This is a genomic window from Vibrio breoganii, from assembly GCF_024346795.1.
GTDB classification, from domain to species: domain Bacteria; phylum Pseudomonadota; class Gammaproteobacteria; order Enterobacterales; family Vibrionaceae; genus Vibrio; species Vibrio breoganii.
Genome location: NZ_AP024864.1, coordinates 1,825,881 through 1,843,669, shown reverse-complemented (window position 1 = coordinate 1,843,669; position 17,789 = coordinate 1,825,881). Strand labels below are relative to the sequence as shown.

Sequence of the window (17,789 nt, the reverse complement as noted above, 5' to 3'; positions counted from 1 at the left end):
TTTGTATCGCTGTTACCACAGTAAAGGCTGAAAGATTTCATAGAAGTAACCTTTGACGAAAAAAGGTTGTTGCTGGGTTTCTACGGTTTCAATGATCAAGGTTTGATGATTTAACCAGAATACAAGCAGTAACAATTTGATGTAGGCGAGAGTGAGCAGCGAGTTACTCAGTTTGGAAAATGGTGAACGAATAAGAGTCACCAATGGACCAATGTAGATTGCGGAAAACCATGCAATAGCACCTAGACCTGTGATGGCAAGGTGCAGGCTAAGAAATTGTTGGTCATGCATGTGGATTTTCTCAGCAGCAAGCACAAAGGTTTGATTGAGTGGAGAGAAAAAGCCCGTCACCGCATTAGCAACGCCTAGATACATTAAGATATCACCAGCGATAAACGACCAGTGGTCGCAAAAACCGACCTCATCCAAAGTGGAAGAACTGATATACGCGACAAGAGCTAGTAAAGAAAAAGCTAATGACATTAGTAAAGATAAATCGGCTCGGAAGTGCACAGCATGGGAAAACCCAGGGATAGATACCCCCCCGCTCATGCTGAATAACTCCGATACCTGTAAAGCCACTATAGCAATATTGAAGCCAACGACAGTTAACCTGGCTCGCATAACATTGATTGCAATATGGACTTTGTTCGAGGTTGGCATGACCTATTTCCTACCAATTTTTCACAGGTTAAAAAAGCCCTAGCAGGTTTCACTAGGGCTGAATGTAGTTGTGTCAGACGACTATGAGAACACCATGGCGATGTAGCCAAGTATTAGAACAATGGCAGACGTTAGGGCGTACGGCACGGGGTAAGCAATTGCCGAAATACCACTTTGAGATAACTCTTGAATACCATTGAGAGCTGGGGTGCTGTTTCTACCGCCAGCGCATGCTCCGGCAAGAATGACGGGGTTCATCTTCCTGATGTAGTACCCGTATAGCCATGCCAAAAATGGTGGTACAAGAGCGCCGAGCACTCCTAGTACTGATATCCAAATAACGACAGTACCTTGGAATGAAGATAAGATCTTTGGACCAACACTTGCGGCCAATACCGCAACAAATAGGCTTAGGCCAATATCATTCAGGAATGCACGCGCACCTTCACTTGTTGGGCCGCCGAAGTCTGGATTTCTAGTACGAAGCCAAGAGACTAGGATGCCTGTCAACATACAGCCTGCTGACGTGCCTAAGGCAAATGGAATGCCACTAATTTCGACACTTGCATGACCAATGACAAAGCCAATGAATAGAGCAAACGACATAAAGGATACTTCGGTATAAGCACTTTCTACCACAGGAACCGCTTTTAATGATTTAGCTGCTTGGTTCACACACCAAGTTGGGCCAGCTAATCGAAGAACATCGCCTTTTTCGACAACCGTTTTAGGTAGATGAGGAATGGCTAAACCCGAGCGGAACATTGCCTTTAAATGAACACCGTAACCAATCTCAAGCCCGAGTTCCTGCAGCGTTTTTCCTGCATATTCCGTTTTACCGACATGTATATCTGCAACCTCAATATCCACCATGCGAGCACGAGGATCTGCAACTTCTCGCCCTAAGGCATCAGAGCCTTTTAGAAGTAGGTTGTAATCACCCATGATTCCGACAACATCACCCATTTTGAGTTTTGGATTGCTGTCTGCGTCAATCACTTCGTCACCGCGTACGATCTTTAGAATCGCAGCGTGAGGGTTAAGTCGAAATAGTTCATTCACTGATTTTCCGACGAGTTCTTTATGTTCTACCACGTAAGAGCGAATTTGCTTATCGGTGAATCCAAGGATTGATGCTCCTGCGGTGCCGGGTAGGGCTCCACTTTGGTCGTCACTACCAAACTCTTGTTCCGCTTTCTGGGCTTCAAGTACTGCGTCTCGACCAAACATTTTAGGCAGATATTTGATGAGTAAAATAATGAATATCGAAGACAGAACGTAGCTGATGGCATAACCTGCAGCCATGTTCGCCCCGACCATATCCGCTGTGACGCCCTCTGGTAACGCAAATGCACCACTATTAACTGCCGATTGAGCAACACCCATTACTGCGGTAACCGTGTAGCTACCGGAGATAATGCCTGCTGCATAGCCAGGACCAAGGTCCAATAGTTTTACGCCTAGGAACACGATCAGAAAGTTTGAGAAAACCACTATTAAGCCGATGACTAAGAAATCGACGCCCCCTCTCGCTAACCCAGAGAAAAACTGAGGGCCCACTCGCATGCCGAGAGCATACATAAACAGCATTAAGAAAATGTCTTCAACAAGACCCGGAATATCGTAGGTAATTCCGTATAGGGCGCTGGATGCTAGGGCAATTAATATACCGGTAACAAGTGTGCCTGCTGTTGCGCCTAGGCTTATGCCGCCAATGGTGATACGCCCTATTGGGTAGCCGATAGCAAGAGTCAAAAAGAGATACGCGAATGGATTTTGAGCTAAGTAACTCAGTGCCCATGCAATACCGCTGTAGGTTTCAGGCTCCACAGAGGCAGCATAAGCACTCCCAAAGAAAAGTGAAGCGAGAATAAATAGGCCTAAAATTAGGCTAATAATGTGCCTCGGGGGATTGGTCATATATCCCGATAATTTAGTGTGTGTGTTCATAATATTTGTTTTCTAGAATAGTTATATGAAGAAGAAGTAATAAATTACTTCTTCTCGATGATATAAATTATTGCTTATTTATGATTAGCATTTACCCGAAGATACTTTGTGTAGGTCATGTAACTTAGGTGGAGTTGCATTTCCTCCATGCTCTTCTAAGAATTCACATGCTCTTTCAATATCACCAACTAATATCTCTGCAGCATCTCTATTTAAATGAGGTCTTACAACAATGCGAAGACTATTTACTTGCTGTGCATTGGCAGGCATTGAATAAGCCGATAGTATCCAACCATGTTCGCGAACTTTGTTAGAAATATCAAACTCATTGTAGTTAGTTACTGACTCATTCAACGTTAAAGCAACAACTGGAATACGTTGAGTTTCGTTCATGATCTTAAAGTTTCCGGTAGCAACTAAGCGATCACGAATATATTCTGCATTTTCTACAGTTTGCTTCATTATTCGAGTGTAGCCTTCACGTCCAAGACGGATGAAGTTGTAGTATTGTGCTAGAACCGTAGCTGAACTCTTACTGAAATTAAGAGTGGCAGTAGCGGCTTCGCCACCTAGATAGTTAACGTAAAACACTAGGTCTTCATTAAATACTTCCCTTTCACGGAAGATTATCCAGCCTAGACCAGGGGGAACAAGCCCAAACTTATGTCCTGAGGCATTGATGGATTTTACGCGAGGTAAACGGAAGTCCCACTCGTATTCAGGGTACAAAAACGGGTTCACAAATCCACCTGAAGCTGCATCAATGTGCATTGGAATTGAAATACCGGTTTGCTCTTCGTAAGCATCTAGCCAATCATGGATTGCTTGAAAGTCATCATCCTCGCCAGTGAATGTTTGCCCTGCAATTCCTACAACACAAATGGTATTTTCATCAACGTATTCATCGAGTTGCTCAGCAGTTAGTGTGTACTGACCAGGTTTAAGAGGAACAATTCTTGGCTCAACGTCAAAGTATTTTAGGAACTTTTTCCAAACGATTTGTACGTTACCGCCTGTTACCATGTTTGGTTTTGAGGCATCTTTTCCAGCTTTTTCACGTGCCTGACGCCAGTTCCATTTGTGTGCGAGACCTGCAAGCATGCATGCTTCAGATGAGCCAATGGTTGCTGCGCCGTAGGGTTCTACATCCTTAGGACCATTCCAAAGTTCGTGCAACCATCTTACGCACTTTTCTTCTGTTGCCTTGGTATGTGGGTACATATCAGGATCGGCAAAGTTTCTGAATGAACCATCTTTAAAGATCTCGGCGGCTTCTGGTTCCATAAATGTAGTTACAAAAGAGGATAGGTTTAGATTAGGATTGGCATCAGTCCAACATTCACTTCTTACCAAGGCTTCAGCCGCTCTTGCTGCCATTCCTTCTTCTGGGAAAGCATCAGGTAATTGAATATTAAATTGCTCGTATGGATTTAAATCAGAGTGTTTTTCGTGGGACATAATGTAATCCTATTAATGATAAATAATACTTATTAACTACAACAACATTTATCGCCTATGTTGTTTTGAATATAAGGAGAAAATACTTCGCCTAACCATTAAGTAGTAGATTAACCCTCTTTTCGGGGGTTAATTAATCACATATGAATGACCCAACCCATCAAACTCTCATTGCGATACCTTTTTCACATGGTGCGGTTGATTTTTGTGCGGTTTTTGTGTGCTTTTTGCTCTTTAGTGTGGATCTTTTTACAGATTAGAACAAGATGCGGAAGATAATATCGAAATATTTATTGGGGAATATTAATTTTAAATGAGAAAGGCTACAAAATATGAAGTGTAAACAATCGAAAGAGGTGTATTGAACATTGGGTTTATTATGAAGGTGTTAATATAGATAGACTATCAAACTACTACTCTAGATTTTATTGAACAAGTAGATCTGCGTTCAATTAGTATTCCTGACAAAATGATAGATTTATCAGAGTGCAGTTTATTGCACTTATTGATTATTAGCTTTGTGGCTTCTTTGGCCATAGTTTTTATTGGCTCATCGATAGAAGTGAGCTCTGGTACAGCATGTGCGCCAATATCGGTGTTTCCAATACCTACTACTGAGACTTGTTTAGGAACAACTATGCCATATTCGGTCAATGCTTTTTGTGCACCAATCGCCATTAGATCGTTAAAACAAATAATGGCAGTGAATTTGACTCTTAGCTCGAGCAATTGCATACATGCTTGATAGCCACCATTGAGTTGATAGTCGCTGGTGGCGATGAGTAATGGATTGAAGCCTAGGTCAGCCTTATAAAGTGCTTCGATGTAGCCCTTCATTCGAGCTTGACCACTGGGGTTATCAGTAGGGCCGGTAATGCAGGCGATGTGGCGGTGTCCCTTGGCAACGAGGTGTTCCATTGCCATCTTGGTCAATTGTGACTGATCTATCGACACTGTTGGATACGTTAATGTGTCAGAGGCGCGGTTCATCACTACCAAAGGAATGGTGAGTTCTTTGTGCAGTTTTTGAATGTGCTTGTCTGATAGAACTCGGCTATACAGTAGTACCGCATCGCACTGGCCTTGAAGTTGCACAATGGTTTCATACTCACTGGTTGCATCACTTGAGGTGCACACCAGATTAAGGCTCATTTGATGTTGTTGCAGCTCTTTTGCGATGACGGGTAACAGTACTCCCCATTTTGACCTATTGGACTCAGGAAATACAACAGCTACAGTGTTGGTTTTATTGGTCGCTAGGGCTTGGGCAGTCTTACTTGGCCGAAAGTTAAGTGTGGCTATTGCATCGAGAACCCTTTCTCGGTTTTGTTCCCCAACATTGCCATTGCCATTAATAACACGAGATACCGTCGCTTTAGATACTCCAGCGAGCTTGCTGACTTCAAGAATGTTACTCATAGCGCTTCCCTAGAAGATGTAATGTCATAAGTTGCGAGGAAACAGCGCCACCCGACTGGGAGTAACTCGGGAGCGCTATTTGTCGAAAAGGCAGTTTGTTGACAAGACTGACCTAGGAGGCGTTATCTCCTAGTGACCATATTAAAGTTAAGTGTATTGACGATATAGGTCATTTGGGGACTTTTAGGTGATCGGCTTAATCGGCGGTGAAACCTTATACAAGTTTCGTTTTTGCTAGCGTTCTTTTCTGATCTGAGCAGGTGTTTTATTGGATAGGCGTTTGATTGCGCGATTAAAATTGGACACATCGCTGTATCCCATTCGAAAGGCAATGTCGCTGATACTTTCATTAGATTCCGCTAAAAGCTGCTCGGCTTTGCTTAAGATCGCTTGTTTCTTTATTTCTTTGAAGGTGGTGTGGTTGTCTTTAAGGTAGCGATAAAGGGTCTTTCTTGTTACTCCAAACAGCGACGCCAACCAGTCTATCGTGAAGCTAGGAAGGTGGCAGTATGTTTCAGTCAACAGTCTGATTTCTTGGATATCGCGAGCGTGTAATGAGCGACTAGCTAACGCCTCAAAGCTTTGCAGCGGAGGCAATTCGATAGTCAAATGCGGTTGATTGTATGCGACTGCAGTATCAGTGAATAAATAACCTTCATACAGGTAGCCTTGGTGCAAGGCTGTCATCATATTTACCTTTGACGGAGACCACTCGTTACCTAACCAATGACGACATAAATTGATTAGTAGTGAAACACGAAACCACTCAACTGCGGCGTATCCTGGATAGGAAGGAGCAAGGTTTCCTCTATTACACAAACACCACTGTTCATTTAACTTTTGTAGCCAGTAGGTATTTTGTCGGGTTAACGTATGAGAGTGCGTTATTAGTGCCGTGAGTGCCTGTTGGAAGGTATCGTTAGGTCGGAAAAAACGTCGCCTGTCTTGTAATAGACTCTTTGCAGCCTCTTTTCCCACAATAATAGGCATGTCTGGAGCGCACAATGGGGTGATGGCTTCTATAAATAATGAATAGTTCTTTACGGGAATCCACTTCTCATTGTTTGAGTATTTGGTCGGAAGATCGACACTCTTTGCTATGGATTTCCAATCAATCTTGTGTCGCTCTAGGTAGGGAATAAAAAATAGCATAGAGTCAGAAGCGGTAAGTAGCAGCGAACGAGAGCCTTTACGCATAGGAGCTCTTTTGAGGATACTTTTTTGGGGCTGATTTCAATAGAGAGATACTTTTTAAACTGAGAACGAATAGAGCTCAGTACACTAACGCGACTGAGCTCTTTGTTTTAGTAGTTTAGAAGCTGTAACGCATACCCAGCATTACTTCATCTTGGTCGTTGTCACCGATACCACCTTGACCTTCGTCAAGCAGGTTGATCTTGTAGCTGCCGAAGAAGGCTACATCACCCATGTAGCGAGCGTATTCGATACCAACGAAGTTGATATCAAGATCTCGGGTATCTTCGGCATGGAAGTAGCTGTAAGTTAGGTTCACGTTGTTTTGGCCAAACGCGTAACCTAAGTAGGCATCCGCGGCGTTGTAGTTTGAACCCTTAACATATTGACCGCCTTCAAGAGCAGTAGAGATAGTACCGCCTTGGTATAACGCGGCTAGCCATAGGCCGTTTTCATGGGTGTATTTTGCTGCTGCCATAAATGCGTCAGTGGTATCAGTCTCATTGCCGTTACCGTAAGTCTCATCACTCGCGGCATAACCCACACCAATGTCTAGACCGAAAGGCAGAGCGTATGCCACAACGGCGCCGTAGCCGTTACTTTGTGCAGATTCGCTGTCTGAATTAAAGTTGCCGTCAACTTGTACCGTCAAGCCTGAGTTAGTCGTCCACTCATAGCGCAACACGTTTTTAGCTCTATCTGCGGTAGCAACTGTGTATTCGTTGATGTAACCACTGTAGGTTTCTGCAGCATCGGTCCAGTCGGTCAAGTATGTCACAGCGTTGTTTTGGTGACCGTAGTAGAAGTTACCAATGTTTGTTTCTACACCTGCGTACAAGAAACGAGTGTTAACGGCAACGTCATCCTTTGCACCGTCTTCGTTCTCGGTTAATTCAAACTCGTACTTACCAAAGAATGCGACTTCATCATTAAGTTTTTGAGTGCCATCTACGCTCAATCGAACGCGAGAAGCGTCAGAGTAGGTGTGATCGTTGCTGTCTGTTTTGTTTGCATCCGAGAAGTTGCCGCGTACTTCCGCGCGACCGCCAAAGTTTAGGATGGTATCTTCATTTTGATAAACGGTTGCTGCTGAAGCTAAAGTGGAGGCGAAGATACTAGATACTGCAATAACTGATAGTTTCAATTTCATTGTAAAACCTAAATTTCCTTTTAGTAAAAAATTCCCAATAAATATTTGCGGGAATAATTGATTATTATTATTTAATTAATCGCTGGCTAATGGTGCTTTTAAAATGCATAGATAATAAAAGAACGAAGTGGATTTTTTAATAATATGAAAGAGTTGTACAATCGTGTTTGATGGATCAGGTCCTCACAAGGAAAGCTGAGAAGGTATTGAGGTGATGGGACTGGCGCTGTTGGCAATGATTGTGGCTATTTATCTGAATATGTTAAGGAAACTCGATGACGCCTTTCTAGGGATTGAGGGTGTTTGATTCTAGTATGGAGGTGAATTGCTACATTGTTTACGATCTATTATGTTCAAATCAAAGCGGTAGCGCTCTCTTCTTATTATAAATGAAGGTGATTAACAATAATAAGTGATGCTTATATGTACAGTTTTTATTGAGATAAACAAATGTGGTCATATTGGTTTGGTATTATTAAATCTAGGAATTAAAACCCAGATTACGGCCAATAATATAACGGCATAAGTCATAGCTAACCCAATTGAGAATAGTACTAGAACACATAAGATTGTCGAAAATATCGCAAGAGCCTTTCCTTTACCACTGAGTAGCTTAACGGCACTTAACATTGCAAACAGGTAGATCACCACGAAGATCCCGTTGGCTAGGGTCAGAAACACTTCGATATCGATATTTGAAAGCTCTCCAAATACACAGGATAACGCCAAAGTAATGCCAACAATCACTGTGGCTACAGATGGCACTCCCTTGATTGATATTCGTGCTACCGAGCTTGAGGGTTTGTACTCTCTTGCCAGTGACCAAATCATTCGCGCTAAGCTTTGTGTGTATAGGTTGATAGTGGCAAAGCATGCCAAGAATCCGGTTAAGCTGATGAGCCATGTTAGCCCAGAGCCAAACAGAAGATTGGAAAGATAAGGCACTGAGGTGGTATTTAACTCCTGCGTTCCAAAGGCGTGATGCTTTAGTACAACTAAAGAAAAGAGATAGTAAACAGTGCCAGCGATAAGGCAGCCCACCAAGATAGCGATAGGGTAATCTCGCTCAGGTCGCTTAAACTCTTCACCCATATGCGCAAACGCCTCAATGCCAACAAAGCACCAAAACATCACAGCTACAGCACTGCCAATGGCAGGAAGGTTATTGGCAGGTAAAGTAGCGGGAATACTGTCGGAAACCGAAATGTCACCAAACCACACAAAAAGCCCAACGAGTACCAATATTCCAATGGCAATGCCGGTTTGGAACTGACTGGATATTTTGCTACCTGAAAAGTTTACGACCATTAAAAGAACAACCACAAGCAACTGGGCAGTCAATGGCTGTGCCAGAAAGCTAGGTAAAAACTGCTGAGCAAATCCACCGGCGATAGCAATGGCCGCCGGAACACCTACAGGGATAACACTGATAAATAAAAGAGCGATGGCTTTTTCAAGGCGAGATCCAAAGGCCTGCTTTACAAAGTAAGAGGCTCCCCCTGCATTGGGGTAACGTTTACCAAGGGCTGCAAAGGTGGAGGCAATGGGGCACACGGCAAAGATAAGCAACCACCATGCCCACAGCATATCTTGTCCGGCAATGCTGGCTGCGATAGCAGGCACCATGAAAAGCCCAGTTCCAAGCAGGGTGGTGGACATCTGGCCTATGCCACCAATCAATGTGATCTCTCGCTTTAACCCTGACATCATCTTCCTTGAATATGCGTTTTTAGATTTGGATTTAATACTGAACGTTAGATTATGGCGTCAGCACGCTCTATGAGGTCGCTTTGCGTATAGTCTTCTGCCACTTTACCTTCAGCAATCAAATCAAGCACTTGATAATCAGCCAGATTCGAGAACTCTTTATTCAAATAGTCTCGAAAAGCCTGCTCGTTCGGCCACTTACCACGAACGATATAGCCATCATCCTTATCAAAATCTTCGGTCTCAAAAAACGAAAAATCCGTCATACCAATGTTGTGGCAATACAGTACTAGATACACGATGAACCCTTGAGAAAAGCTTGTTAGGGCATGTATTTAAAGGGAATAGATTGTGATTTGCAAGGCCTTATAATTTTATCTGGTTCTGTATTGTCCGCCTTATGTCCCCACTCGAATAAATCCTAAACAGAACTGTAAGATTACCGTAAATTCTCTTTCTCATTAACAACTTACACATTTTACCGTTTTACTATCCGTGCAAATTGTTGCAGTGGAAGTAATATGAAAAAGTTAGTCAGCCTTTTGGCGGCAGTGGGCCTGTGTGTATCCTTGAGTGCCAAGGCGGAAACGGGAATTGGTATTTCGGTAGGTAAGCCGTTTTGGGGGCTGGATGTGGCCCACAATGGCTTTCGAATGAATGTGAGTTTGGATGACCAATTTGGCATTGGAGCGAACAAAACCTTTGCGGTGTCGGGTACGCCCATGTATTTCTTTATTGGTGGTCAATATGTGGATAGAAACCATCACTACATCGCGCTGACTCCGGGCATTGGCGCGGAGTTTCGGGTTAAGCCTGTGGGGTTTTATATCGACCTTACACCTGCGATTTATCTTGATGAACTGGATGTTGAACTGGAAGCAAGAGCCGGGATTAAGGTGTATTTCTAGCTAAGTGTGATTTCATTCATGAACTAATTTGAACTTAAGTATCGGGCTAACGTAGGAATGGTCATTGTCGCTGTGAGGGAAATGACCATGAGAACGCTTCTTTTATCCGCTTTGATCTGCCTTTCTTTTGTTTCAACATCGTTTGCTGGCACAACACCTTGGCTGCCTTGCTACGTCAATGGTGAATATGTTGGCAACATTATGATTACTGAGTGTCGTAAACAAAACGGCAAGATCTATAAAAACGAAAAGTAGTCGGCTGTTACGAACTGGTAGTTGAGAACCGACAATTAAGCACCTAGAAATAAAAGCCTAGAGCATCCGTCGTTCTAGGCTTTTTTGCTTATTACACCGATGTATATCAGATGTCAGTGCAAGTCATTGGTCTTAAGTGGATTCCTACGGCATCCTCTGCTCTCACTCATTATTTAGGAAAGCGTGTCCTTGAGCTTACTCGTTGTCGCAGTACTACTATTGCTTTGGTCGCCAACTCGAAACTTTCTTATTGGTTTCTTTTCGCCCTTCATCTTTTTCATCGTGCTGTGTCTAGCGGGCATCGCTTTTGGCTAACAGGCTTTTAAGCGGAGCGGCACAGTTGACCAGTAAGACAATCCTGTTTTGCTTCAATAATATGGCGAGCCAGTTGCGCGAAACCAAACCCTCCGTCTTCATTTAAAAGCACGCTTGGCTTGTGCGTCAACTGAGGCAACACATTTTGAATGTTACGCACACCAAACGTGGTGGGTAACCATGCGAACATGGCCTCATCATTTTGCGAGTCACCGATATAAATCACTTTGTCTAAGTCGATGTCACTAAAAGGAGAGTGTGCCTTAAGATAGGCTTCACTTGTTACGCGCTTACTGTGTTCGCCAATCCAAACATTAAGATGAATCGAGCTAAGAGACGCGTTGACAGTATTGCCATCGATAACCAAAGCCCTCGCTTTCGTCAGCAACTCCTTCGCTACTTGTTCACAGACGGGTTCTCTGTCTTGACTAAGATTAATGGCGACATCGCAAAAACGAAATGGCTGATCTGCTGCGAAACGAATGCCCTCGTAATCTTCCAATATTTCAGCAAGCGCGGATTTAAGCGCTGCTTGCTCAAGATGCATCTGAGATAGAGGGATTTTAGATTCGGTTGCAAAGCCGGATTCGTTTTGGCTCATCCAAAATGCGCCATTTTCTCCGACAGCCCCATGAACGGGCCAAACCTTAGCGATCTGATCGCACCAACCTGCGCACGCCCCTGTAACGGCCACCACCTTGATGCCCACTTCTTGCAGATCGTAGAGGGCTTTTAGGGTGATATCAGGAAGCTGGCCCTCCCAGGTCAAGGTATCATCTACGTCAGTAAGCAACCATTCGATGTTCGCCAGTTGCTGGCGCTCAATTGAGGGTAGTGACTTAAGCATTCACCACCTCTTTTACACACTCTTGGTGAGAGGAAAACTCGATGCGTTTTTCGCTTGTCGAATCAAATAGGTGCAAGTGTTGGTGGTTAAAAGTCAGGCCTAGCACATCGCCGGACTTAATGTTTTCATGCCCATCCACGCGCACTACCAGCCTTTGTTCACTGCTATCTAAGGTCTGGCAGTAAAGCAAGAGATCTGCGCCCAATGCCTCTATGAGCTCGACTTTGACGGAGAACTTTGGTGCATTTTGCTCAACGAATAGATGCTCAGGACGAAGGCCAACCTTGATTTGGCCTAGGGCTAAGTCTTGAGTCGCGATAGTGGTGAGTGAATCGGCAACGTGCATGCCAAGCTCGCTGATCTGTCCATCTAGGATGTTCATGGCAGGTGAGCCCATAAAGGTCGCCACAAATAAAGAAGCCGGCGCATCGTAGATCTCTAATGGAGAGCCTACCTGTTCAATATCGCCCTTGTTTAACACCACCAGTTTATCAGCCAGCGTCATAGCTTCTACCTGGTCATGGGTAACGTAGACAGAGGTTGTATTAAGACTCTTCTGCAAGCGTTTGATCTCAAGGCGCATTTGAACACGCAGCTTAGCATCTAGGTTGGATAAAGGTTCATCAAACAGGAACACCTTAGGCTTGCGAACAATGGCGCGGCCCATTGCGACGCGTTGTCGCTGGCCGCCAGAGAGCTGCTTAGGTTTACGGTCTAATAGTTGGCTAAGCTCAAGCATTTCTGCCGCTTGCGTGACCAACTCATGAATTTCCTTCTTAGGTGTTTTTCGGTTTCGCAGTCCATAGGCCATGTTGTCGTAGACAGACATATGTGGATACAGGGCGTAGTTTTGAAAAACCATAGCGATATCACGCTCGCCGGGTTCTCTATCATTCACCACCTTGTCATCAATGCTGAGTTCGCCACTTGAGATTTCTTCAAGACCGGCGAGCATGCGAAGCAGGGTTGATTTACCACAGCCACTTGGACCAACGAGTACAACCATTTCGCCGTCATCAATAGAAAGGTTAAGGCTATGGATAGCTTGATATCCGTTCGGGTAGCACTTTGCGATATTTGAAAGAGTTAGGGTAGACATAATTTATTTCTCCGAGTCCACAAGGCCTTTAACAAAGGCTTTTTGCATCGCAATAACAACGATAACAGGGGGTAGCATGGCAATAATGGTGGTGGCCATGATCTTGTTCCATTCAATCACGCCATCGACGACGCCAAGCATCTGCTTGATGCCCATAACAATGGTGTAATAACTGGCGTCAGTAGTGATGAGCAATGGCCATAGGTACTGGTTCCATCCATAGATGAAGGTAATGACAAACAGCGCGGCGATGTTGGTTCGTGATAGTGGCAGCAAGATATCAAAAAAGAATTTGATAGGGCCTGCGCCATCAATGCGAGCGGCTTCGACTAATTCCTTTGGCACGGTCAGGAAAAACTGTCTAAACAAAAACGTCGCGGTGGCACTGGCAATCAATGGAATGGTGAGTCCGTAGTATGAATTCAACATGTTGAGATTGGTCACCACCTCAAAGGTGGGCATGATTCTTACTTCCACAGGCAGCATTAGGGTGAAGAAGATCATCCAGAAGGCGAGCATTCTTCCCGGAAAGCGAAAGAACACCACTGCGTAGGCAGACAAAATAGAGATAGTCAGCTTGCCTATGGTAATGCACATGGCCATCACGAATGAGTTCAGCAGCATTTGAGGGATAGGCAGGGTGCTGTTGTTGTATGCCTCGCTACCTGAAAGTAGGTCTCTGAATACACTGAATCCAAGGTCGCCAAACCACAGTGGCGTGCCAGTGGCAAACTCAGTGTTGTTATGAGTAGTTGCCACCAGAGCAATCCATACCGGCAGGGCGATGGAAACGATGCCTATGATCAAGACCAGGTGACAAAAGAGTTTAAATAGCGGTCGTCTTTCTACCATTAGTAAGCCACCTTCTTTTCTACATATTTAAATTGAATTACAGTCAGTGAGGCAACCAGTGCCATCAATATCACGGATTGCGCTGCTGATGAGCCTAGATCTAGGCCAATAAAGCCATCGTTATAGACCTTGTAAACCAGCGTTGAGGTGCTGTTGCTTGGCCCGCCTTGCGTCATGGCATGAATGACCGCAAAGGTGTCGAAGAAGGCGTATACAAAATTCACCACTAACAAGAAAAAGCTGGTTGGTGAGATAAGAGGAAAGCTGATGCTCATGAAGCGCTTGATTGGCCCACTGCCATCAATAGCGGCCGCTTCGTGCAGAGACTTAGGCACAGATTGCAACGCAGCTAAGAAGAACAGAAAGTTATAGCTGATCTGTTTCCACGTAGACGTAATAACCACCATCCACATGGCATGGTCGCCATTTAAAGTAGGATTCCAGTTCACTCCGAAGGCCTCTAATATTTCAGTGATGACACCAATGGTTGGGTCAAAGAGAAATAGCCATAGGGAACCGGCGACAACGGGAGCGACCGCGTATGGCCAGATAAGAAACGTTCTATAGAAGGTCGCACCACGCAGAATCTGCTCTGCAAATGCTGCCAATACTAGCGCTGAGACTAAGGCCAGCACTGCCACGCACACACTAAACATCATGGTGGTGGAAAAAGAGGCCCAATACAGTGGATCATTGAATAGTCTAATGAAGTTTTCCAACCCCACAAATTCGCGACTGATGCCAAAGGCATCTTCGAGTTGAGTGGATTGGAAAACCGCCTGCCCAGCAGGCCAGATAAAAAACACTAAGGTGATGATCAGTTGGGGCGCTATCAAGGCTACAGGTAGCCACTTGTGCTTAAACACAACTTGAGATGACATAATGGTAAGTCCAAAAGGCGCCACCCAAATATGGGTGGCGCAGTACTAAGTTACTTTTGCGTGCGCTCGAAGCGGCGCAGTTGCTGATCGCCACGCTCAACAGCGGTGTTCAAAGCGGTTTTTGCTGATTTATTGCCAGCCCAAACTGCTTCTAACTCTTCGTTGATGATGTCGCGCGTTTGTAGGAAGTTACCAAAGCGAATGCCCTTAGAGTTTACCGTTGGCTCGCTTGAGGTCATCTGCAATACAGCGGTATCCGTGCCAGGGTTTTTGCTGTAGAACCCTTGCTCTTTCGTTAGCTCGTATGCTTCTTTAGTGATGGGTAGGTAGCCCGTAAACTGGTGCCAGTCAGCCTGAACTTCTGGGCTAGATAGGTAGCTGAAGAACTTAGCGACGCCTTTGTATTCAGCATCGGAGTGACCGCGCATTACCCAAAGAGATGCACCGCCAATGATGGTGTTTTGTGGCTTGGAAACCAGCGTGTCATCGTAAGGAAGTTCAGCTACACCAATATTCGTGTCCTGCATATTCTCTTGGATTCCAGCAAGGCCAGCTGAAGAGCCCATCGTCATGGCACATTCGCCAGTGTAAAACAGTGGCATGCCGTCTGATTGGCGACCGCCATATTTGAAGATCCCTTCTTCAGACCATTTTCCTAGCTGTTCAATGTGCTTAACAAAAGGTTCAGAGTTAAAGCTATAGTCAGTGTCAAAGCCATCGAAGCCGTTGTTATTCGTCGCTACAGGGATGTTGTTGCGTGCACCAAAGTTTTCGATCTGTACCCAAGACTGCCATGAAGTCGTGAAACCACACTTTTCACCGGAAGCGATTAACTTGCGAGAGACGGCTTCCATCTCTTTCCATGTTTTTGGCGCTTCCTTGATGCCTGCTTTTTCAAACATATCTTGGTTGTAATACATCACAGGTGTAGAGCTGTTAAACGGCATTGAGAGCATCTTGCCATCGTTAGAGGTGTAGTAACCTGTTACAGACGGTAGGTAGTCATCAGCGTCAAAAGGTTCTTTTGTGTCTTCCATTAACTGATAAACAGGGTAAATAGCTTGCTGTGCGCCCATCATAGTGGCAGTGCCGACCTCAAAAACCTGCACGATTGCCGGTTGCTCTTTTGCACGAAACGCTGCTATCGCACCCGTCATAGTTTCTGCATAGCTGCCTTTGAAAACAGGCTTAATTTCATACTCTGATTGGCTAGCGTTAAAGTCAGCGGCAATCTCGTTTACCTTTTGACCTAAAGCGCCACCCATGGCATGCCACCATTCAACTTCTGTTTTAGCTTGAGCGTGAGCACTGAATAGTGCAGTTGCGAGTAAAGCGCCGGTTAGGTGCTTGATAGACATAACGTTTCCCTTTTTCGTTGGCTGAAAGAAAGCGAATGTTCAATTTTGTTCATATTCGCTTTTTTGTGTTCAAGTGAAAGTTAAACGAGATAAATGACGCTTGGGTTACAGAAAAATGAACTTATTTGAAACGAAATAACTTAAAAAAACTGACATATTTCAGTCATAAAGCGCTGACACTCTGCAAGTGAATCAATATGAAAATAGAGTGAACTCAGATGAAAAAGGAACGTAAAACGACAGCTCATCGCGGTGTCTCAAGCCTAGCGCCTGAGAATACAATGGCGGCTTTTAAACTGGTTAAGGAGCATGGCAGTCAGTGGATTGAGATCGATGTGCAATTGTCGGCAGATGGGGTACCTATGGTTATCCATGATCGCACGGTCAACCGCTGCACCAACGGGCGTGGTAGCGTGAGAGAGATGAGCGTGTCGCAACTAAAGATGTTGGATGCAGGAGGGTGGTTTGACGATAGGTATGTGGGTGAACGTATCCCAACCCTAGAAGAGACGCTTTTGTATGTGAAGGAGGCTGGGCTGCATCTCAACATCGAGCTTAAGATGTACCCTGAAGATAACGTCATCGCTTTGTGCGATAAAGTGAAAGAAGTTGTTGAAAAGTCAGAAATACCCCTGCCACAGGTATTGTTTTCGAGCTTTGATAATGAGGCGCTCTATCAGATGATGCTAACATTGCCTTTGATAAGAAGAGGCCAGCTATGGCAACAAATCCCGGATGAGGCTCTTTCTTTACTGCGTGAAATTCAGGCATATAGCGTTCATTGTGATTACCGTTTTTTGCTAAAGCAAGAGGCCGAATTAATAAAAGAAGCAGGTTATCAGCTGTATTGTTACACCGCTAATTTCCCTGAACTGGTTGAAAAACACTGGCAATGGGGCGTAGATATGATGATAACGGACGACCCTAAAGCCTATGCTTTAACTCTGGAAACTTGATATTACCAATATGCAAAACCTGAGCTTACGACAACAGCAAATGCTAGAGATGATCTCCTCCCAAGAGTACTGCAGTGTGGAGGCGCTCTCGGAGCATTTTTCTGTCACTACTCAAACCATCCGCCGAGATATCAATGAGCTATGCACCTTAGGATATGCGCAGCGCCACCATGGTGGGGTAGGTTTACCTGTGACGCTTGCAAATCGCAGCTACATTTCTAGGGTCAGCACCAACCAAGATGAAAAACGTGCGATAGCCCGTGAGGTAGTCCAGAGGATCCCTGATGGCAGTACTGTTTTCCTTGGAATAGGCACAACCATTGCAGCTATTGCTGAGCAGCTCTTTAATCATACCCAGTTGCGCGTAGTGACCAACAATTTCCAGGCTGCTCATATCCTCTCTCAGTACGATCATATTGAAACCTGGATGCCCGGAGGACGGTTACGCAGTACCGATGGCGATATTGTTGGTGAGGAAGTCAGCCGATTCTTTGTACAGTTCGTCGCCGATATTGGCATAGTAAGCTGTGCATCAGTATCTCAAGTGAGAGCGGTATCCTCTCACTTGTCTGATTCAAATCCGATGAATGAAATGGAGATCGCTATGGAGCATGAGCTTCGTGAGGCTCAGGTCAGCCAAGCGATTCTGGCTAATTCTCAGCAGAAGTGGCTGGTAGCGAACAGCAGTAAATGGCACAGAAAGGCCAATGCTCGCGTAGCCGAACTTGATTATTTTGACCGTGTGTTTGGCGATAGAACCAAGAGTCTACCTTAGCC

General features: G+C 44.7%; 17 protein-coding genes. 4 read left to right on the top strand and 13 right to left on the bottom strand.

Annotated features, from left to right (window positions below; all coding sequences use genetic code 11):
- Positions 1–12 precede the first annotated feature (12 nt).
- The 8 genes from OCU35_RS08615 to OCU35_RS08580 form a co-directional block, all read right to left on the bottom strand.
- Positions 13–663, bottom strand: a complete 651-nt coding sequence (locus OCU35_RS08615) for a hypothetical protein (protein WP_017029655.1) — start codon at positions 661–663, stop codon at positions 13–15.
- A gap of 81 nt (positions 664–744) precedes the next feature.
- Entirely contained in the window at positions 745–2,469 is a 1,725-nt protein-coding gene (locus OCU35_RS08610; protein WP_315972629.1) for an aspartate:alanine exchanger family transporter, read from the bottom strand.
- A gap of 228 nt (positions 2,470–2,697) precedes the next feature.
- Positions 2,698–4,071 carry a glutamate decarboxylase gene (locus OCU35_RS08605; protein WP_261825177.1) on the bottom strand — a complete coding sequence of 458 codons (1,374 nt, stop codon included), beginning with the start codon at positions 4,069–4,071 and terminating at the stop codon, positions 2,698–2,700.
- A gap of 405 nt (positions 4,072–4,476) precedes the next feature.
- On the bottom strand, positions 4,477–5,490 hold the full coding sequence (locus tag OCU35_RS08600; RefSeq protein ID WP_261825176.1) for a LacI family DNA-binding transcriptional regulator: 1,014 nt from the start codon (positions 5,488–5,490) through the stop codon (positions 4,477–4,479).
- 234 nt (positions 5,491–5,724) lie between these two features.
- Positions 5,725–6,687, bottom strand: coding sequence for a helix-turn-helix domain-containing protein (locus OCU35_RS08595; RefSeq protein ID WP_261825175.1), 963 nt, complete (start codon positions 6,685–6,687; stop codon positions 5,725–5,727).
- Positions 6,688–6,802: 115 nt separating this feature from the next.
- A complete protein-coding gene (locus tag OCU35_RS08590) occupies positions 6,803–7,834 on the bottom strand; it encodes a porin (RefSeq protein ID WP_102322820.1) in 1,032 nt (343 codons plus the stop codon).
- A gap of 456 nt (positions 7,835–8,290) precedes the next feature.
- On the bottom strand, positions 8,291–9,541 hold the full coding sequence (gene yjeH / locus OCU35_RS08585; protein ID WP_261825914.1) for an L-methionine/branched-chain amino acid transporter: 1,251 nt from the start codon (positions 9,539–9,541) through the stop codon (positions 8,291–8,293).
- Positions 9,542–9,588: 47 nt separating this feature from the next.
- A complete protein-coding gene (locus tag OCU35_RS08580; RefSeq protein ID WP_261825174.1) occupies positions 9,589–9,840 on the bottom strand; it encodes a hypothetical protein in 252 nt (83 codons plus the stop codon).
- Positions 9,841–10,062: 222 nt separating this feature from the next.
- On the opposite strand from OCU35_RS08580, the gene OCU35_RS08575 reads away from it, so the two are divergent.
- Together OCU35_RS08575 and OCU35_RS08570 are read left to right on the top strand one after the other, a co-directional pair.
- Positions 10,063–10,449, top strand: a complete 387-nt coding sequence (locus OCU35_RS08575) for a hypothetical protein (RefSeq protein ID WP_261825173.1) — start codon at positions 10,063–10,065, stop codon at positions 10,447–10,449.
- An 87-nt stretch (positions 10,450–10,536) separates the two neighbouring features.
- Complete coding sequence (locus OCU35_RS08570) at positions 10,537–10,704, top strand: hypothetical protein (protein ID WP_261825172.1); 168 nt, start codon at positions 10,537–10,539, stop codon at positions 10,702–10,704.
- A 322-nt stretch (positions 10,705–11,026) separates the two neighbouring features.
- Here OCU35_RS08570 and OCU35_RS08565 read toward each other — a convergent pair whose 3' ends face one another.
- The 5 genes from OCU35_RS08565 to ugpB are packed head-to-tail and all read right to left on the bottom strand — an operon-like array spanning position 11,027 to position 16,056.
- Complete coding sequence (locus tag OCU35_RS08565; protein WP_261825171.1) at positions 11,027–11,866, bottom strand: HAD-IIB family hydrolase; 840 nt, start codon at positions 11,864–11,866, stop codon at positions 11,027–11,029.
- Positions 11,859–12,965 (bottom strand): sn-glycerol-3-phosphate import ATP-binding protein UgpC, encoded by a 1,107-nt coding sequence (locus OCU35_RS08560; protein WP_261825170.1) that lies wholly within the window; start codon positions 12,963–12,965, stop codon positions 11,859–11,861. Before OCU35_RS08560 ends, OCU35_RS08565 begins: the two co-directional genes overlap by 8 nt.
- A 3-nt stretch (positions 12,966–12,968) precedes the next feature.
- Positions 12,969–13,817 (bottom strand): sn-glycerol-3-phosphate ABC transporter permease UgpE, encoded by an 849-nt coding sequence (gene ugpE / locus OCU35_RS08555; RefSeq protein ID WP_102448925.1) that lies wholly within the window; start codon positions 13,815–13,817, stop codon positions 12,969–12,971.
- Entirely contained in the window at positions 13,817–14,698 is an 882-nt protein-coding gene (gene ugpA, locus OCU35_RS08550) for a sn-glycerol-3-phosphate ABC transporter permease UgpA (protein WP_017030934.1), read from the bottom strand. The genes ugpE and ugpA overlap by 1 nt, the downstream gene beginning before the upstream one ends.
- A gap of 50 nt (positions 14,699–14,748) precedes the next feature.
- Complete coding sequence (gene ugpB, locus OCU35_RS08545) at positions 14,749–16,056, bottom strand: sn-glycerol-3-phosphate ABC transporter substrate-binding protein UgpB (protein ID WP_017030933.1); 1,308 nt, start codon at positions 16,054–16,056, stop codon at positions 14,749–14,751.
- Between the two features lie 218 nt (positions 16,057–16,274).
- On the opposite strand from ugpB, the gene OCU35_RS08540 reads away from it, so the two are divergent.
- Complete coding sequence (locus OCU35_RS08540; RefSeq protein WP_261825169.1) at positions 16,275–17,012, top strand: glycerophosphoryl diester phosphodiesterase; 738 nt, start codon at positions 16,275–16,277, stop codon at positions 17,010–17,012.
- A gap of 10 nt (positions 17,013–17,022) precedes the next feature.
- Positions 17,023–17,787 carry a DeoR/GlpR family DNA-binding transcription regulator gene (locus OCU35_RS08535; protein ID WP_261825168.1) on the top strand — a complete coding sequence of 255 codons (765 nt, stop codon included), beginning with the start codon at positions 17,023–17,025 and terminating at the stop codon, positions 17,785–17,787.
- The last annotated feature ends 2 nt before the right edge of the window (positions 17,788–17,789 follow it).

Coding starts and splice junctions, on each gene's coding strand:
- OCU35_RS08540 (WP_261825169.1), top strand. CDS start 16,275: ATGAAAAAGGAACGTAAAACGACAGCTCATCGCGGTGTCTCAAGCCTA.
- OCU35_RS08615 (WP_017029655.1), bottom strand. CDS start 663: ATGCCAACCTCGAACAAAGTCCATATTGCAATCAATGTTATGCGAGCC.
- OCU35_RS08605 (WP_261825177.1), bottom strand. CDS start 4,071: ATGTCCCACGAAAAACACTCTGATTTAAATCCATACGAGCAATTTAAT.
- ugpA (WP_017030934.1), bottom strand. CDS start 14,698: ATGTCATCTCAAGTTGTGTTTAAGCACAAGTGGCTACCTGTAGCCTTG.
- OCU35_RS08595 (WP_261825175.1), bottom strand. CDS start 6,687: ATGCGTAAAGGCTCTCGTTCGCTGCTACTTACCGCTTCTGACTCTATG.
- OCU35_RS08575 (WP_261825173.1), top strand. CDS start 10,063: ATGAAAAAGTTAGTCAGCCTTTTGGCGGCAGTGGGCCTGTGTGTATCC.
- OCU35_RS08570 (WP_261825172.1), top strand. CDS start 10,537: ATGAGAACGCTTCTTTTATCCGCTTTGATCTGCCTTTCTTTTGTTTCA.
- OCU35_RS08560 (WP_261825170.1), bottom strand. CDS start 12,965: ATGTCTACCCTAACTCTTTCAAATATCGCAAAGTGCTACCCGAACGGA.
- OCU35_RS08590 (WP_102322820.1), bottom strand. CDS start 7,834: ATGAAATTGAAACTATCAGTTATTGCAGTATCTAGTATCTTCGCCTCC.
- OCU35_RS08600 (WP_261825176.1), bottom strand. CDS start 5,490: ATGAGTAACATTCTTGAAGTCAGCAAGCTCGCTGGAGTATCTAAAGCG.
- OCU35_RS08565 (WP_261825171.1), bottom strand. CDS start 11,866: ATGCTTAAGTCACTACCCTCAATTGAGCGCCAGCAACTGGCGAACATC.
- ugpE (WP_102448925.1), bottom strand. CDS start 13,817: ATGGTAGAAAGACGACCGCTATTTAAACTCTTTTGTCACCTGGTCTTG.
- ugpB (WP_017030933.1), bottom strand. CDS start 16,056: ATGTCTATCAAGCACCTAACCGGCGCTTTACTCGCAACTGCACTATTC.
- OCU35_RS08535 (WP_261825168.1), top strand. CDS start 17,023: ATGCAAAACCTGAGCTTACGACAACAGCAAATGCTAGAGATGATCTCC.
- yjeH (WP_261825914.1), bottom strand. CDS start 9,541: ATGTCAGGGTTAAAGCGAGAGATCACATTGATTGGTGGCATAGGCCAG.